Here is a 17,359-nt window from a genome sequence, read left to right on the forward strand (position 1 = left end):
TTGGGGCGGGGTTCGGGACCGGAACCCACAGATGTGCCCTGATAGCGCGGACTTCAAGCATTTTCAGCCCGCCGAAAGTTCAGATTCGCACAGTTGGCGCAACGTCTCGTCAATCATGCGCGCCAAGGTCTTGTCAATCATGCTCGGCGGTGAGGTTGGATTAACCAGCCTTTTTAAGCGGTTTCGGAAACGCCCGCGCTAAGGTCCTCACATCGACCGGGAACATAATCCTGGGCGGGGAGAACTAAAGCCGTGAGGCGTCAAACAGCAACAAGCGGGACCGCTCCCGCCGGGTCGAGCCGCTCCCTGCGGCTCGACCCCCTTTCCCTTCCGGTCCGCTTCGATGCGCATGATCCGCGCGCCGACGGATATGTCCGGCAGATCGAGCTTCATCGCGAACGCGTCGTGCTGCGCCGTGCCGTCCGCGGCATGCGGATGGCAATCAACGTCCGCGTCAGCGACTTCACCGGCGTCGCGCTACGCGGCAATGACGAGGCGCAGTCCCTCGTCCTCGTGCACCGCGATCCCTCGCTCTCCGTTCCGCTGCTGGTCAGCGCCGATGGCGACGAGCTCAGCGAAGCATGGGCGATCTGGAGTGAGCTGTTCGCGCTTCCGCAACTCGACGAAGGCGCACGCAAGCCGTCGCCGCGCCGTCGCCGCGCCAACGCGATCCGCGACCGCCGTCCGAAATTCTTGATGCGCCGGCGCACCGGTGTCGCACGGGAGTTGTCGGATTGCATCGCGATGAGCGCGAGATTATCGCGCGGACTTAAGCCGCCCGCATCACCGCGTCGGCCAGCAAACCCGCAAACAGCAGAAGTCCCGCATCGCGGTTCGAATAGAACAGGCGCTTGCAGAGTTCGCCGTCGCTGATATCCAGCCGCGCGATCTGCCACGACAGATGCATGGCGAAGGCCATCAGTCCGAGCCACGCCGGCCAGCGCGCATCGCCTGACGCCAGCGCCACGCCGATCAGCATCACCGCAAGACCGTAGAACAAGATCAGCGCCTGGTGCGTATGGGCGCCGAACAGGCGCGCGGTGGACTTGATGCCGATCAGCGCATCGTCCTCGGCGTCCTGATGCGCGTAGATCGTGTCGTAGCCGATCACCCAGGAAATCGCGCCGGCATAGAGCACGAGCGCGGTGACGTCGATGCGTCCGAAGGTGACGGCAAATCCCATCAGGGCGCCCCAGGAGAAGGCGAGCCCGAGCACGGTCTGCGGCCACCAGGTGATGCGCTTCATGAACGGGTAGATCGCGACGATCAGCAGCGAGGCAACGCCGGTCAGGATCGCGAAGCGGTTGAACTGCAGCAACACCACGAGCCCGATCAGCGCCTGCGCGACCATGAAGGCCAGCGCCTGTTTCGCGCTCACCTGGCCCGACGGTAGCGGCCGCGAGCGGGTGCGCTCGACCTTGTCGTCGAGATCGCGGTCGGTAATGTCGTTCCAGGTACAGCCGGCGCCCCGCATCACGAAGGCGCCGACGAAGAACAGGACGATGGTGAGCGGCAGGCGGCCGACGTCATGCGCCATGCCGGCGGCGAGCGCCGCCGACCACCAGCACGGCATCAACAGAAGCCAGGAGCCGATCGGACGATCGAAGCGGGACAAGCGCAGATAAGGCCGCGCCCATTGCGGCGCGCGCGTATCGACCCAGTTGCCGGTGGAATCGGCAACGCGGGCGGATGTGTCGTTCATCGGGTGAGGACGTTGCCGTTGAGTGTGTCGAAGGTGCTGCCGCCCTTCTTGCCGGCATTGGCCTCGGGCGCCGAGGCCGACGAGCCCAGCACTTCGCTCAATGACGGGCCGGCCGGACCGCGCGGCTGGTTCTGCATCTGCTGCGCGACGTTGCAGACCTTCGCCTGCATGGCCTCAGTGTTCTTGTGGCCATCCTTCATCTGCCCGCCGACCTGCGGCGGGATCCCGCATTTGGCGGCGTTGGCCTCGATGTATTTGACCATCTTGGATTCGGCCTGGCTGAAGTTGCGGATCAGCTTGCAGGCCTCGTCCGGCGGCGCGTGACGGTCGCTTGCGACCTTGATCAGCTTGCCGCGCTTTTCGGCTTCCTCACGCAGAGGCATGAACGCCTTCATGCAATCCTCGGCGGGACCACCTTGCGTCGGCGGAGCCGCGCTGAAAGCGCCGGTGCCGCCACCGACGGGCGCAGCGCCGTTCACGGGGAAGGACGATTGCGGCGCGCCGCCGACGGAGGCGACGGGCGCGGAGCCATTCACGGGCGGGAACGCGGAACTGGTTGGGGCCTGACCGGGCAACGGCGCCGGGAAACCCTGCGCATAGGCACAAGCGGCACCCATCGTGACCATGGCGGCAGTGATTGGAACCATCAAATGACGGATCATCAAGGCAGTCTCTCCGGCAGGAGCTTGCGGGATTCGGCGTCTTCCCAATTGAAGCGCAACCAGCGCGCTCGCGATTTTACGATTCCCGCCGGCCCTTAACAACCCGCCGAATAGGGCAAGAGCGCGGCGCGCCGACGCACCAATTTGGCAATATTTACCCCGAAAGTACTGCTTTCGGTTAAGAACGGCCACAAATTGGACCTTTGAACGATGCCCTCCCACGATTTCCGCGGCCCCCGCCTATTCGTCGACGCCCCCCTTGCCCAGGACGGCAGGGTCGAGCTCGACCGAGATCAGGCCAATTATCTCGGCAATGTGCTGCGGCTTGCCGCCGGGGCCGAGGTCTTGGCGTTCAACGGCCGCGACGGCGAGTGGCAGGCCGCCATTGAAGGCCGCAAGCGACCGGACGGCCTCGTCATCCTCCAGCAGACCCGGCCCCAGGACCGGCTGCCCGACCTCACTTACGTCTTCGCCCCGCTCAAGCATGCCCGGCTCGACTACATGGTGCAGAAGGCCATCGAGATGGGCGCCGCCACGCTTCAGCCGGTCCTGACCCGGTTCACCCAGGCCTCCCGGGTCAATACCGAACGGATGCGCGCCAATGTCGTCGAGGCAGCCGAGCAATGCGGCATCCTCAGCATCGCCACTGTCGCCGAGCCGGCGCCGCTGGAGCGCTTCCTCAGCCAGCGCGCCGCCGGCAGGCTGCTGATCTTCTGCGACGAGGCGGCGGAGCTCGAAAACCCGATTCGGAGCCTGCAAGGCGCACGCGAGGCGGGACACGACCAAGGAAGAGATGGCATCGACGTGCTGATCGGCCCCGAGGGCGGCTTTGCCGAGGAAGAGCGGGCGCTGCTGCTGCGGCAGCCGAAACATCCTGCGGCTGGCGCTGGGACCCCGGATCATGCGGGCCGACACGGCCGCGGTGGCGGCGCTGGCGCTGGTGCAGGCGGTGCTGGGCGATTGGGCTGGCAAGACGGCTTGATCCCGGCATTGGCCGACCGTTAAGCGATTGATCCTTTGGAGGTCGAAACCGCTTTCGGGCCATGCTAAGGCCTGCGGCAATTCGCTTCCCTTGCTTGCTCTGCCCGGTTCCACCGGGACGATGGACCCCGAGATGACCGCGACTGCCACCTCAAATGTTGCCGGCTCCGCCGCCTGGGCGGATACGCTGCTGTTGTCGTTCGCGCAGGCCGGCTATGTCAGGGCCGAGCCCGCGATCCTGCAGCCGGCCGAACCGTTCCTGGACCTCTCCGGCGAAGACATCCGCAAAAGCCTGTACCTGACCACGGACCTGTCCGGTGAGGAGCTCTGCCTGCGCCCGGACCTGACCATTCCGGTGGCGCGCGATTACCTCGCCTCCAGCCGCGCCGGCCAACCGGCCGGGTTCAGCTATCTCGGTCCGGTGTTCCGCTACCGCAGCGGCCAGGCCAGTGAGTTCCTGCAGGCCGGCATCGAATCGTTCGGCCGCCAGGACCGTGCCGCCGCCGATGCCGAGATGCTGGCGCTGGCGCTGGAGGCAACCGCGGCCTTCGGCGTCCGCGACGTCGAGATCCGCACCGGCGACGTGGCGCTGTTCAACGCGCTGCTCGACGCGCTCGATCTCTATCCGGTCTGGCGCCGCCGCCTGGTCAAGGATTTCAACCGCAAAATCAGCCTGGAGCAGGATCTGGAGCGGCTGGCGGCCGCAACTCCTGCGACCCGCAGCGAATATGAGGGCGTGCTGGCCGCGCTGGCCGGCTCCGACCGCAAGGCCGCGCTGGCCTTCGTCACCGATCTGATGTCGATCGCCGGCACCACCAATGTCGGCGGCCGCACCACGGCCGAGATCGCCGACCGCTTCCTGGAGCAGTCGACGCTGAAGGGCGGCGCGCTGCCGCGCGAGGCCATCGCCGTGCTCAAACGATTCCTCGGAATCTCCGGCAATCCCGACGACGCTGTCGCCGAGTTGCGCGCGCTCACCACTGACGCGAAGCTCGACCTCGCTGCCGCTATCGACCAGTTCGAAAGCCGGGTCGGCTTCATGGCTGCGCGCGGTATCGACGTGAAGCAGACCCGCTTCTCGACCGCGTTCGGACGCGGTCTCGACTATTACACCGGCTTCGAATTCGAGCTGCATCACCGAGGCAACGGCGCCGAGCCGCTGGTTGCAGGCGGCCGCTACGACGGGCTCATGACCCAGCTCGGCTCAGTCGAGCCGATCCCCGCGGTCGGCTTCTCGATCTGGGTGGATGCGCTGACCAAGATCGGCCGCAAGGTGGGAGCTTAAGTCATGAGCGCGCCATTCGTTCTGGCCGTTCCCTCCAAGGGCCGCCTTCAGGAAAACACCGAAGCCTTCTTCGCCCGTGCAGGGCTCAAGCTGTCGAAGGCCGGCGGCGCACGCGACTATCGCGGCACGATTGCGGGCCTCGACCATGTCGAGGTCGCCTACCTCTCGGCGAGCGAGATCGCCTCACAATTGTCCCGCGGCGTGGCGCATCTCGGCGTTACCGGGGAAGATCTGGTGCGCGAGAACATTGCGGACGGCGACGAACGCGTCGCGCTGATCGAGGGGCTGGGTTTCGGTTATGCCGACGTCGTCGTGGCGGTGCCGCAGGCGTGGATCGATGTCCGTACCATGGCCGACCTCGACGACGTCACCACCGGCTTTCGTGAGCAGCATCACATGCGGATGCGGGTCGCGACCAAGTTCATCAACCTCACCCGCACCTTCTTCCAGAGCCAGGGCATCACCGATTACCGCATCGTCGAAAGCACCGGCGCGACCGAGGGCGCGCCCGCGGCCGGCAGCGCTGAGCTGATCGTCGACATCACCACGACCGGCGCGACACTGGTCGCGAACGGGCTCAGGGTGCTCGACGACGGCATCATCCTGCGCAGCCAGGCCAATCTGGTGGCGTCGAAAGATGCCGACTGGTCGCCGCAGGCGCGGGAGACCGCGCGCGTCATCCTGGATCACATCGCGGCGCGGGCGCGGGCCAACAAATACCGCGAGGTCCGCACCCGCTTCCGGCAGTGCGACGCCGCCATGCTCACCGAGGCCCACGAGCGCTTCGGCGTCGAAGCCCCTTTCGGCGGGCCGACCTCGTCAGGCATGCTCACGCTGCACTGCCCGCCGGGCCAGCTCTATGCACTCGCGAGCTTCCTGCGCGCGCATGGCGCCGAGACCGTCTCGGTGGTTTCGCTGGATTACGTGTTCGACCGGGAGAACCCGCTGTTCGCCAAACTCGAGGCATTCCTGCGGCAGTGAGCCTCAGGTCCGTTCAGCGTAGCGACAGCAAACGGCAGCTACCATATGCTGTTGAGATAACCTTGAACGCCTCTGGAACCTTGATCGATGACGCTGGGCTCTGACGTTTCCGGCATGACGACCACCGCGGCGAACGCCGCCGCGAAGGGACTGTCGATTGTCGTCCCCCTCTACAACGAGGCGGCCGGCCTCGCCGCCTTGCACCAGCGCATCTGCGAACTCGCCAAGACCCTGCGGCAACGCTATCGGCTCGGCTGCGAAATCGTCTATGTCGACGACGGCAGCGCGGATGCGACGCTGGCGATCGCCCACTCGCTGCCTGCCGACGCGGTCGACGTCCAGGTGGTCTCGCTGTCGCGCAATTTCGGCAAGGAGGCGGCGCTGATGGCCGGCCTCGACCATGCCCGCCTCGGCGCGGTGCTGTTCATGGATGGCGACGGCCAGCATCCGCCGGCGCTGGTCGAGCAGCTGGTGCGGCACTGGATCGAGGACGGCTATGACGTTGTCTATACCGCCAAGGCGCATCGCGACAACGAGCCCTTCCTGCGGCGGCTCGCCGGGCGCGGCTTCTACGCGCTGATCAATTGGGGTGCCCGCCAAAAGATCCCGGAGGACGCCGGGGACTTCCGCTTGCTGTCGCCGCGGGCGGTCGCGGCTCTCAGGCAGCTGCCGGAACGCAACCGCTTCTTCAAGGGTCTCGCGAGCTGGATCGGCTTCCGCCAGATCCGCGTCGATTACGAGCCCGCGCCGCGCACCCATGGCGTGACGACCTTCAGCGCCGCGCACCTGCTTGGTCTTTCGATCGAAGGGGTGACCTCGTTCTCGGTGGCGCCGCTGCGCTTTGCCAGCCTGCTCGGCGTGATCCTCGCCGGCGGCGCCTTCCTGTTCGGCATCTCGATCCTTTGGGAGGTCTTGACCACCGGCAAGCAGGTGCCCGGCTATCCCTCGCTCGTGATCGGCCTGATGACAATCGGCGGCGTGCAGCTCATCATGATCGGCATCGTCGGCGAATATATCGGCAAGATCCTGTCCGAGCTGAAGGCGCGCCCGATCTACTTCGTTGCCGAGCACAGCCAAAAGCATTTCGAGACCGACAAGGCCGACGACGCCTCGAAGAGGACGGCGGCCGAATGAGCGCGGCCGCGAGTCCGCGGCGGATCTGGCTCTGCGCCGACGATTACGGCATCAGCCCGGGCGTCAATCGCGCCATCCGCGACCTGATCGAGCGCGGCCGTCTCAACGCCACGTCGGTGATGATGGTGGGACCTGCGATCGAACGCAGCGAGATCGAGGCGCTCCAGGCCGCGGCCAAGGCGAGCCCACGCTGCGCGATCGGATTGCACGTGACATTGTCGGCGCCCTTCCGGCCGCTCACCATGCATTTCCGCCCGCTCGACGGCGACATGTTTCTGCCGTTTCCAAAGCTGCTGCGCGCGGGCCTTGCGCGAAGGCTCGACCGTGAATTCTTTCGCAACGAGGTCAAGGCGCAGCTGGCAGCCTTCGCGAAAGCGTTCGGGCGCGCGCCTGACTTCGTCGATGGCCATCAGCATGTGCAGCTCTATCCGCAGGTGCGCGACGGCTTTGTCGACGCGGTCGCCGAAGCCGTGCCAAAAGCCTGGGTGCGCCAGGGCGGCCGGGACCTGCCGCTTAAGCAGCGGCTGGCCTCACCAAAAGCCATGGTGCTCGATATCCTCAGCGCGCAATTCCGCCGCCGCGCCGGCAGTGCTGGCCTCAGCTTCAATCCCGGCTTCGCCGGCGCCTATGATTTCACGCAGGCGGCCGATTTCGGTGCATTGATGCGGCAATTTCTCGAAGGCCTGCCGGATGGCGGCCTCATCATGTGTCATCCCGGCTTCGTCGACGAAGTCCTTACCGGCCTCGACCCGATGACGGATGTCCGCGAGCGCGAACACGGTTATCTCGCCAGTGAAGCCTTTGCGCGCCTGCTAACGGACAGCGGCGTCACGCTGGGATGAAATCGGCGAAAAGGCCGACCCCGCGAGGCAGCTTGTCGCATACCGAAATTTAATCCGGCCGGCACTGTTGGGGCCACAATGGAACCCTACATCTGCCTCGTGCTTGTTTTGCGCGAGGGAGACTGACCATGACGCCGCAGGAACGCCAGCTCGTCGACGAGCTTTTTGACCGGCTTTCGAAACTGGAAAACGCACCGCGCGACCCCGACGCGATCGCCGCAATCTCCGACGGCCTGCGCAAGGCCCCCGGCGCCATCTATGCGCTGGTGCAGACCGTGCTGTTGCAGGACGAAGCCCTGAAGCGGGCCCATGTCCGCATCCAGGAACTGGAGGCGGGGCAGGCGCCCGAGCAGGCGCAGTCCGGCGGCTTCCTGGATACCATGCGCGACACGCTGTTCGGCGGGGGCCCGTCGCGCGGCTCGGTTCCGAATGTGCCGCAGCGCGACTCGCGCCCTGTCTGGAACAGCGGCCAGGCGACGCAGCCGGGTCAACCGGGATATGGCCAGCCGCCTTATGGGCAGGCTTACGGCCAAGGTCCAGGTCAACAAGGTCCGGGGCAAGGTCAGGGCTATGGTGCCCCGCCAGTCGGCGGTGGCGGCGGCTCGTTCCTCGGCACCGCGGCGGCAGCCGCAGCCGGCGTCGTCGGCGGCTCGCTGGCTCGCTGCTGCTCTCCAGCATTCGCGGCATGATGGGCGGATCGCACCAGCAGGCCTTCGGCGACACCAATGCCACGGGCGACCGCAGCCCCTGGAGCGGTAGCGACCAGTCCGGCGGCTCGCTCGCGCGCGACGCCGGTCTCAACGACATCGGCTCGGGCAATCGCGAGGATTCGCGTCAAAACTTCGCAGATCAGGCGTCGAATAACGATCACAACGACAACGATCAGAATAACGATCAGAATTACGACGACGACAATGTGGACGTTGCCGACGACAGCGACTTTGGCGGCGGAGACGACGGCGGCAGCGATTACGCCTGACACTGTTCTGCCCGGCCTCAAACAGAAACGGCCGCCCACGAGGCGGCCGTTTTAGTTTCGAGCGCGATGCGCCTACATCACCACGACCCGGGTGCCGACATTGACGCGGCCGTAGAGGTCGATGACGTCCTCGTTGCGCATGCGGATGCAGCCGGAAGAGACGTTGGTGCCGATGGTCCAGGGCTCGTTGGAGCCGTGGATACGGTAGAGCGTGGAGCCGAGATACATCGCGCGGGCGCCGAGTGGATTTTCCGGGCCGCCTTCCATGTGCCTGGGCAGGTCGGGGCGACGAGCGATCATTTCCGCCGGCGGCGTCCAGGCCGGCCATTCGCGCTTGGCCGTGATCGACTTCACACCGGACCAGGTGAAGCCGGGACGTCCGACGCCAATGCCGTAGCGCATGGCCTTGCCGTTGCCCTCGACGAGATAGAGGAACTTGTTCGGCGTATCGACCACCAGGGTGCCGACACTTTCGTTGCCGCTATAGTCAACAAGTTGCTTCTCGAATCTCGGATCGAACTGACGCTGCCGCGGATCGACCGCCTCCGGCTGCACGCCAGCGCCTTGCATCTGCGGCTCGCCCATCGGCGGCAGGCGGCGCTGGTCGTAATAGCCCGGCTGCTGCTGATACATCGGCTGCTGCGGAGCATTAGGCCGGACCGCGGCCGGGCCCGTCACCGAACATGAACTCGATGAAGCCGCCGCCCATGTTCGCGTTGGAGGCGACGCGCACCGGCGCCGGCGGCACCTGCGGCTGGTAAAGTACCGCCGGCGGATCGTTCGGCACGCTATTATCGAAGGCGCTGGCGCTGTTGGCGCCGGCCATGAAGGTGCAAGCGCTGCCGAGCAGCGCGACAGACATTTTTTTGAACATCGACGTACTCTGTACTGTTTCGTCTTGTCACATTCGCCGTCGAACGCATCTGGCTGATCCGCGCCCTCGACGTGGTCAATAAAGAGCAAAAGCCGTTTCGTTTGGTAAACGGAGCCGGCGTTTCGATTCACCACGTCGCGAGCGGCGGGGCAATTTGGCGATCAGCGTTTATTTTCGGTGAACGCCGCGCACGCATGGTTAATTGCAGGTTTTCACGCCGTCGCACGCGACCGCACGACAGTTCCGGCTGTGAACTTCGTGTTAAATCGCTTCTGCCTAAAACGACGCGTGAGTGAGGTGGGGGGAGTTCTTGATGGCTATTCACCGCAAACGTTTTCGTGTCGAAGAGGCTGTTGTCGGCGAGATGCCAAGCCCCGAAATGATTGAGGAGGCTCCGCCGATGCATAGCGAGATCATGTCCGAGTTGCGTGCGATCCGTGCACAGATGGCGAAGGGCACTCCGCCCTTGTCCGGCAGCGCGGCCATGGCGGCGATCGACGCCTCCACCGCTCACGAGCTCTCCGAAGCTCGTACCATGCTCGATACTTACCGGGCGCAGATCGAGCAGTGCGAGAAGCTGAAGGTCGAGCTCGACCTCATCCACGACGCCATCGACCGTACCAAGCGCGAGATCGCGACGCTGCACGGCAAGAGCTTCGACGGCGGCGAAATGGCCAAGGTCAATGGCGAGCTCGGCGCGGTCGTCGGCGGCACCGAACAGGCGACCCAGCAGATCCTCGAAGCCGCCGAGTCGATCGACCAAGCGGCCAGCGCGATGTCCAAGGTGCAATCGGCCGATCAGCAGAAACGGCTCGCCGACGATATCCAGGAACGCGTCATCTCGATCTTCGAAGCCTGTAACTTCCAGGACCTGACCGGCCAGCGCATCAGCAAGGTCATGAGCACGATGAAGTTCATCGAGCAGCACATCAACTCCATGATGGAGATCTGGGGCGGCGTCGACGCGATCAAGTCCCACGTGCCCGCGCCGGCCGCCGACACCCGCAGCGAGGACGAAAAACTCCTCAACGGCCCGAAGCTCGCCGGCGATGTCGGCCACGCCTCGCAGGACGACATCGACGCGCTGTTCGACTGAGCAGACGCGACACTCTGAAAAACAAAACGCCGGCGCAAGCCGGCGTTTTTTTTCGTCATTGCGAGCGAAGCGAAGCAATCCAGACTGTGTCCGCGGAAGCAGCCTGGATTGCTTCGTCGCTTCGCTCCTCGCAATGACGAGTGGCTAGGCCGGCGCCCCGATCACGCCCTTGGCGCACAGCGGACGTAGACCATGTTGCCGTAACGGGTGGCGGCATCCTTGTCGATGAAGCGGGTGATGAGGACGCGGCCGTCGAAGGAGACGATCTCGCGGTCCTGCTCGCCCGGTGTCGGACCCGCCGGCCCGATATAGTTCTTGCCGCTGGGCGAGCCCTTCAGCCGCAGCTCCTGCGGCGTCGCCTGGTCGGCGAGATGCATGATGACGCCGCCGGAGGAGCCGGCGGTGATCACGTAAGGATTTTTGCACTGGGCCCGGGCGGCAGCCTCGGTGCGGGCGCGGTCGGCCGGGTTCTGGAACGAGGCGAGACCCCAGCGGCCGACGATTTCGTCGGCGCGGATCGACGCCGGCATTTCCGGGCCGGCCCCGGGCTCGGCCTCAGGCGGCGGTGAGGACGACGAGAACGACGGCAGGTTCATGCCGCCGCCGCAGGCGCCAAGCAGCAGCGCCAGGCAAGAGGCGGCCGCCAGATTGGCAACCGTGCGTGCGTGAGCTGAACTGATCATGACATTCCCCCGAGCAAACTGCCCCCCAAACAAGATCTCGACCGCATCCCTCCTGCAGCCAAGCGCAAAACCGCTGTCGGAGCAATGACGTCCTTTATACGCCAGCGCGACCAATAGGTTTCTGTAGACACAATCCTATATCCGCCTCACCAATCGCTTAACCACCTTTGCTTGACAGGATCGCGGCCAAGCCATATTTCCGGGCACACTATTAGCACTCGGAAAGCCCGATTGCTAAGCGCACCGTTCGATCCTCGGCAAGAGGGTGGACGGAAGCGCCGCCCCATCCACTTCCGCTACATCCGAAGCGAGCCTCCAAAGGGAAACGTCATGGCTAAATCCAAATTTCGTCCGCTGCATGACCGTGTCGTGGTCAAACGTATCGACGCCGAGGAAAAGACCAAGGGCGGCATCATCATTCCGGACAGCGCCAAGGAAAAGCCGTCCCAGGGCGAAATCGTCGCCGTCGGCCCCGGCGGCCGCGACGAGGCCGGCAAGCTGACCCCGATCGACCTCAAGGTCGGCGACCTCGTGCTGTTCGGCAAGTGGTCGGGCACCGAGGTCAAGATCGACAACGAAGATCTCCTGATCATGAAGGAATCGGACATCATGGGCGTCATGGCCTAAGGCCATCAGCCTGAACAGCCGCTGAATGTCATGCCCGGGTCCCTGAGATCCGGGCATCCATCATTCCGCCGGGTTCGATTCCGGACTCCGGACTTGCGACGCCGAGCGGCAGACACATCACGAAACAAGAGGAATTACAGACCATGGCTGCCAAAGACGTCAAGTTTTCCGGAGACGCGCGCGATCGCATGCTGCGCGGCGTCGACATTCTCGCCAACGCCGTCAAGGTGACGCTCGGCCCGAAGGGCCGCAACGTCCTCATCGAGAAGTCGTTCGGCGCGCCCCGCATCACCAAGGACGGCGTCACCGTCGCCAAGGAGATCGAGCTCGAGGACAAGTTCGAGAACATGGGCGCCCAGATGGTCCGTGAGGGTCGCCTCCAAGACCAACGATCTCGCCGGTGACGGCACCACCACCGCGACCGTGCTGGCCCAGGCCATCGTGCGCGAAGGCGCCAAGTCGGTTGCTGCCGGCATGAACCCGATGGATCTCAAGCGCGGCATCGACATCGCGGTTGCCGCTGTCGTCAAGGACATCCAGAAGCGCGCTAAGCCGGTCGCAGCCTCCTCCGAAGTCGCCCAGGTCGGCACCATCTCGTCCAATGGCGACACCGCCATCGGCAAGATGATCGCCCAGGCGATGCAGAAGGTCGGCAACGAGGGTGTCATCACCGTCGAGGAAAACAAGTCGATCGAGACCGAAGTCGAGATCGTCGAGGGCATGAAGTTCGACCGCGGCTATCTGTCGCCCTACTTCGTCACCAACCCCGAGAAAATGACCGCCGAGCTCGAGGACGCCTACATCCTCCTGCACGAGAAGAAGCTGTCCGGCCTGCAGGCCATGCTGCCGGTGCTGGAAGCCGTGATGCAGTCGGGCAAGCCGCTCGTCATCATCGCCGAGGACGTCGAGGGCGAGGCGCTGGCCACCCTGGTCGTCAACCGCCTCCGTGGCGGCCTGAAGGTCGCCGCCGTCAAGGCGCCGGGCTTCGGTGATCGCCGCAAGGCCATGCTGGAGGACCTCGCGATCCTCACCGGCGGTCAGCTCATCTCCGAAGACCTCGGCATCAAGCTCGAGAACGTCACGGTGAAGATGCTGGGTCGGGCAGGCAAGGTGGTGATCGACAAGGAGAACACCACCATCGTCAAGGGCGGCGGCAAGAAGCCCGAGATCGAGGCCCGCGTCGGCCAGATCAAGGCCCAGATCGAGGAGACCACCTCGGACTACGACCGTGAGAAGCTCCAGGAGCGCCTCGCCAAGCTCGCCGGCGGCGTCGCGGTGATCCGCGTCGGCGGCGCCACCGAGATCGAGGTCAAGGAGAAGAAGGACCGCGTCGAGGACGCGCTCAACGCCACCCGCGCCGCGGTGCAGGAAGGCATCGTCCCCGGCGGCGGCGTCGCGCTGCTCCGTGCCAAGAAAGCCGTCGGCCGTCTCACCAACGCCAATGCGGACGTGCAGGCCGGCATCAACATCGTGTTGAAGGCGCTGGAAGCTCCGCTTCGCCAGATCGCCGAGAACGCGGGCGTGGAAGGCTCGATCGTCGTCGGCAAGATCCTGGAGAACAAGTCCGAGACCTTCGGCTTCGACGCCCAGAACGAAGATTATGTCGACATGGTCGACAAGGGCATCATCGATCCCGCCAAGGTGGTCCGCACCGCGCTCCAGGACGCCGCCTCGATCGCCGGCCTGCTGGTGACCACCGAGGCCATGGTCGCCGAGTCACCGAAGAAGGAAGCGCCCGCCATGCCGGGCGGCGGCATGGGCGGCTTCTAAGGCCGATCCTCGCCTGACAGTGTTGCGAAGGCCGCCTCCGGGCGGCCTTCTTTTTTGCCGATCATGGCCTGTGCTTTCCAATTCAACCGGCGCCCAAAACCCACTACGGTAACGCCCGATTCGAATTGTTTGGGCATGATCTGATCGGAAAAACCGCTTCACACTTTTCCGGATCATGCCCCATTGCCCGGGGATTTCGTCGATGCGCGCGCTTCTGGTTTGCCCGACAGTTTTATTGGCGGCTCTGCTTGCAGTTTCGCCTGAGGTCGCATCCGCCCAGATGAAGCTGTCGCCGAAGGCTACGGCGCCCAGCGGCGCGGAGACGCGCTATTTCACCTCGATCGACGGGCTGATGGACGGCAATGCCGACGTGATCCTGAAGGAGACACGCCAGGGCAAGACCGTCACCGCAGCCGTGCTCGACATCTGTTATCCGGTCGCGAAGAATTCCGACCGCAAGGACCGCTTCGTCGTCAATCTCCAGGTCGCCGGCCAGAACCTGACGGGTACGACGCAGAGCCTCGGCGCGAAAGCGCCCGTCACCGTCAAACTGCTGCGCAAACAGGCTGGAGACACGTTCGAATTCCGCGGCCAGATCAGCATTGGCCAGGCCGTGACCGAGGTCACCTCTCCCGACAATTCCGATCTCAGCGAGAAGGAATTCCTGGACAACCAGACCTCCGACGACGGCATCACGCCGCAGCCGAAGGATTTCACCGACGTCTCGCCGGAAGCGATTGCGGTCAAGGTCAAGCTGGATGCCGCGACCGAGTTCCTGAAGAGCCTGAAGGGCCAGGACGTCGAGGTGACGCTGGCGAGTCTCACCGTCGGCTGCGACGCACTGCGCGCAGGTGAGCAGACCATCAACATGTCGGTCGATCCGGAGCGCGCAGGCGCCCTGTTGGAGAAATTCAAGGCGATGCCCGGCGTCATCACCGCGGGCTGGACCGCGGGCATGACCGAGATGGACCGCACCATCCGCATCCCCGCCGCCGACTGGCGCGACGGCGACAAGCTCAACCGCGACAAGCTCGCGGCCGCGGTGGCTGGCGTGCTGAGCAGGACGCTCGCGGCAAAGCCGGTCTCGCAAAGCTTCAACCCGGCGACCGGCAAGCTCAAGCTGGTGTTCAAGCGGCCGAACCAGGATTTTCCCGCGCTCGAGCTCACCGACACCATCGAGGTCGCGGGTCTCGTCTCGCCCGACAAGCCCGGCACGACCGACAAGCTCATGCTCTGGATCGGGAGTCCCGCGACCACGACCACCGATGAGAGCAGCGGCGCCAAGCTCAATCTCTCGGACGAAGCGACGGCCGACGAGGAGAGCGATCAGCCCGACGACAACGGCTCGGTCGAGGCGCTCGCCAAGGAACTGAAGGGCCAGCGCTGGGACGCCGACAAGTCGGTGTGGAAGTAGTGCGAGGCAGGGTGCCCCGGACGCAGCGCGAAAGCGCTGCAGGGCCGGGACACGAAAGCTAGTCCCCGTTGACGCGGAAACGCAGCGGCTTGGGGCCGACCAGGGTGAGTACATCGCCCTGACGCTTCCAGGTCTCGGCGCTGCCGAGCGCCGCGACGAGATCGTCGTCGGCCTGGGCCCTGGCCGGCGGACAGGAGCGGTCCTGGATCTGGCCGGGGACGAAGATCACGGTGTTGCCGGCGACCGAGAACTGGCCCTTGCCGCCCTTGCACCAGAGCTCCAGCAAGACTTCGCCATTGTCGCCGATTTCGATGTTCGGAATCCGCTTCGAGCCGGGCTGCGGCAGTGCTTCGAGCGTCATCTCGGTGCCGAACGGGAAACCGTCCTCGGCACGCGCGACAGTGGCCATCGCGAGCGTCGCAACCGCCGCACACACCATCTGCTTGAGCGAAACCATGAGACCTCTCGACCGACCTGATTTGCCGCACCTTCTATAAGACGGCAGCTGCAATGAGAAGCTTCGCCCGCATGCAAAAATCCCCGCGGAGAGACCTCCGCGGGGATTTGCATCGACGCCGGGCGTGGCCTGCTACTTCAGCACCATCGCCGTGAACGGCCAGACATAGGCCTGTAACGTCACGAACACGCCGACCAGGGAAGCCAACACGATCGAGTGCCAGAACACAAAGCGCAGGATGGTGCCTTCATGGCCGTACCAGTTGGTCGCGGTCGAGGCGACCACGATCGATTGGGCGTCGATCATCTTGCCCATCACGCCGCCGGACGAGTTTGCCGCCGCCATCAGGATCGGCGACAGGCCAAGCTGCTCGGAGGTGATCTTCTGAAGATTTCCGAACAGAACGTTGGAAGCGGTATCCGATCCCGTCAGCGCCACGCCCAACCAGCCGAGTAGCGTGCCGAAGAAGGGATAGAGCACGCCGGTTGCAGCAAAGGCGAGGCCGAGCGTCGCGTCCACGCCGGAGAGCCGCGTCAGCGTGCCGATCGCGAGCATCGCCGAGATCGTGATCAGCGAGATCGCGCACAGCCGGATGGTGCGGCCGTATTCCGTCAAGAGCCGGCCAGGACCGACGCCCATCAGGAAGCCTGAGATGATCGCCGCGATCAGCATGCCCGTGCCGGTGAAGGACAGGTAGGTGAAGCCGAACACCGCACTCTCTTTCGTCGGTCCCGGTGCGACCGGCGGCATCTTGTTGATCATCTGATGCAGCTCGGGAACGGGGTAGTTCCAGGTGAAGATCGAGTTCGCCCAGGTCTTGAAGGCACCGTTGCCCCAGATCAGCATCACGATGCAGACGATGATCCAAGGCAGCAGCGCGCTGAACATCTCGCTCTGGGTGAGCGGCGTCTTGTCGAGCGGTTTTGCGGCCGCCATGGTGGCGGTCGATTCATCACGGCTGCGCAGCGCCGGCGACAGCCAGAGCTGCCTGGGCTGCCACACCTTCAGGAACAGGATCAGCGCCCCCATCGAGATCAGCGACGCGCCGATGTCGACGATCCAGGGGTTGACGAAGTTCGAGATCACGAATTGCGGGACTGCGAACGACACGCCGGTGACGAGAACCGCCGGCCACACGTCCTTCATGCCCCTCCAGCCCGCGAACGCCCACACCACCCAGAACGGCACGATCAGTGAGAAGATCGGCAACTGCCGTCCGACCATCGCGCCGAGGATGTAGGGATCGAGCCCGGTGACCGAAGCGAGGCCCTGGATCGGCGTGCCCAGCGCGCCAAAGGCGACCGGTGCTGTGTTGGCGATCAGCGACAGGCCGGAGGCCGCGAGCGGCGAGAAGCCGAGGCCGATCAGCACGGCACCGGTGATCGCGACCGGGGTACCGAAGCCCGAAGCACCCTCGAAGAAGGCGCCGAACGAGAACGCGATCAACAGCAATTGCAGCCGCCGATCCTCGGTGACCCCGCCGACCGCGCGCTTGAGCAATTCGAAGCGTCCGGTGGTCACCGTCACCCGGTAAAGGAAGATGACGTTGAGAACGATCCAGCCGATCGGAAAGAAACCGGTGACGATGCCCAGCACCGAAGCGCGGATCGACATGTTGGCCGGCATGGTGAAGACGAAGATCGCGATCAGATTGGCCACGATCACGGCGATAATCGCCGCAATATGAGCCTGGACGCGCCCGCTCGCGATCAGGACCAGTAGTGTGACGACAGGGACTGCCGCCGCGATCGTCGACAGCACAGGGCTGTGCAACGGGTCATAGACTTGATTCCACATGGTCTTCCTCCCCCACGCATGTGTGCGGCAGGCGGCCCGCGTGGACAGCCGATCCTGCTCGACGCTGAAGCGATA

General features: G+C 64.9%; 12 protein-coding genes and 5 pseudogenes. 11 read left to right on the forward strand and 6 right to left on the reverse strand.

Going from position 1 to position 17,359, the window contains the following annotated elements:
- Nucleotides 1-252 precede the first annotated feature (252 nt).
- Nucleotides 253-773, forward strand: a pseudogene (locus ACVWW3_RS25955) (DUF6101 family protein).
- On the opposite strand, the gene ubiA reads toward ACVWW3_RS25955, so the two are convergent.
- Both ubiA and ACVWW3_RS25965 read right to left on the reverse strand, forming a co-directional pair.
- On the reverse strand, nt 770-1,702 hold the full coding sequence (gene ubiA, locus ACVWW3_RS25960; protein WP_247343603.1) for a 4-hydroxybenzoate octaprenyltransferase: 933 nt from the start codon (nt 1,700-1,702) through the stop codon (nt 770-772). The pseudogene ACVWW3_RS25955 and the gene ubiA overlap by 4 nt on opposite strands.
- Nucleotides 1,699-2,364, reverse strand: coding sequence for a hypothetical protein (locus ACVWW3_RS25965; RefSeq protein WP_247442234.1), 666 nt, complete (start codon nt 2,362-2,364; stop codon nt 1,699-1,701). The genes ubiA and ACVWW3_RS25965 overlap by 4 nt, the downstream gene beginning before the upstream one ends.
- 210 nt (nt 2,365-2,574) lie before the next feature.
- Between ACVWW3_RS25965 and ACVWW3_RS25970 the strand changes: the two are divergent.
- The 6 genes and pseudogenes from ACVWW3_RS25970 (at nt 2,575) to ACVWW3_RS25995 (ending at nt 8,566) form a co-directional block, all read left to right on the forward strand.
- Nucleotides 2,575-3,346: pseudogene (locus ACVWW3_RS25970) on the forward strand (16S rRNA (uracil(1498)-N(3))-methyltransferase).
- Between the two features lie 132 nt (nt 3,347-3,478).
- Nucleotides 3,479-4,630, forward strand: a complete 1,152-nt coding sequence (locus ACVWW3_RS25975; RefSeq protein ID WP_456648217.1) for an ATP phosphoribosyltransferase regulatory subunit — start codon at nt 3,479-3,481, stop codon at nt 4,628-4,630.
- Between the two features lie 3 nt (nt 4,631-4,633).
- Nucleotides 4,634-5,611, forward strand: coding sequence for an ATP phosphoribosyltransferase (gene hisG / locus ACVWW3_RS25980; protein WP_456648216.1), 978 nt, complete (start codon nt 4,634-4,636; stop codon nt 5,609-5,611).
- An 87-nt stretch (nt 5,612-5,698) separates the two neighbouring features.
- The gene (locus ACVWW3_RS25985; RefSeq protein WP_456648215.1) at nt 5,699-6,745 is read left to right on the forward strand and encodes a glycosyltransferase family 2 protein; all 1,047 of its coding nucleotides are present in this window, start codon (nt 5,699-5,701) and stop codon (nt 6,743-6,745) included.
- The gene (locus ACVWW3_RS25990; RefSeq protein WP_456648214.1) at nt 6,742-7,587 is read left to right on the forward strand and encodes a ChbG/HpnK family deacetylase; all 846 of its coding nucleotides are present in this window, start codon (nt 6,742-6,744) and stop codon (nt 7,585-7,587) included. The genes ACVWW3_RS25985 and ACVWW3_RS25990 overlap by 4 nt, the downstream gene beginning before the upstream one ends.
- A gap of 128 nt (nt 7,588-7,715) precedes the next feature.
- Nucleotides 7,716-8,566: pseudogene (locus tag ACVWW3_RS25995) on the forward strand (DUF2076 domain-containing protein).
- Between the two features lie 72 nt (nt 8,567-8,638).
- Here ACVWW3_RS25995 and ACVWW3_RS26000 read toward each other — a convergent pair.
- Nucleotides 8,639-9,440 (reverse strand): annotated as a pseudogene (locus tag ACVWW3_RS26000) (L,D-transpeptidase).
- 313 nt (nt 9,441-9,753) lie between these two features.
- On the opposite strand from ACVWW3_RS26000, the gene ACVWW3_RS26005 reads away from it, so the two are divergent.
- Complete coding sequence (locus ACVWW3_RS26005) at nt 9,754-10,536, forward strand: protein phosphatase CheZ (protein WP_247343631.1); 783 nt, start codon at nt 9,754-9,756, stop codon at nt 10,534-10,536.
- Nucleotides 10,537-10,697: 161 nt separating this feature from the next.
- On the opposite strand, the gene ACVWW3_RS26010 is transcribed toward ACVWW3_RS26005, so the two are convergent.
- Nucleotides 10,698-11,219: a hypothetical protein gene (locus tag ACVWW3_RS26010; protein ID WP_456648213.1), complete on the reverse strand. Its 522-nt coding sequence runs from the start codon at nt 11,217-11,219 to the stop codon at nt 10,698-10,700.
- 330 nt (nt 11,220-11,549) lie between these two features.
- On the opposite strand from ACVWW3_RS26010, the gene ACVWW3_RS26015 reads away from it, so the two are divergent.
- The 3 genes and pseudogenes from ACVWW3_RS26015 (at nt 11,550) to ACVWW3_RS26025 (ending at nt 15,030) form a co-directional block, all read left to right on the forward strand.
- The gene (locus tag ACVWW3_RS26015) at nt 11,550-11,846 is read left to right on the forward strand and encodes a co-chaperone GroES (RefSeq protein WP_247343636.1); all 297 of its coding nucleotides are present in this window, start codon (nt 11,550-11,552) and stop codon (nt 11,844-11,846) included.
- A 143-nt stretch (nt 11,847-11,989) separates the two neighbouring features.
- Nucleotides 11,990-13,616: pseudogene (groL, locus tag ACVWW3_RS26020) on the forward strand (chaperonin GroEL).
- A gap of 202 nt (nt 13,617-13,818) precedes the next feature.
- A complete protein-coding gene (locus tag ACVWW3_RS26025) occupies nt 13,819-15,030 on the forward strand; it encodes a hypothetical protein (RefSeq protein ID WP_456648212.1) in 1,212 nt (403 codons plus the stop codon).
- A gap of 58 nt (nt 15,031-15,088) precedes the next feature.
- Here ACVWW3_RS26025 and ACVWW3_RS26030 read toward each other — a convergent pair whose 3' ends face one another.
- Nucleotides 15,089-15,487, reverse strand: coding sequence for an META domain-containing protein (locus ACVWW3_RS26030; RefSeq protein ID WP_456648211.1), 399 nt, complete (start codon nt 15,485-15,487; stop codon nt 15,089-15,091).
- Nucleotides 15,488-15,619: 132 nt separating this feature from the next.
- A complete protein-coding gene (locus tag ACVWW3_RS26035; RefSeq protein ID WP_456672177.1) occupies nt 15,620-17,284 on the reverse strand; it encodes an L-lactate permease in 1,665 nt (554 codons plus the stop codon).
- Nucleotides 17,285-17,359: the final 75 nt, after the last annotated feature.

Source organism: Bradyrhizobium sp. LM2.9 (assembly GCF_054056555.1).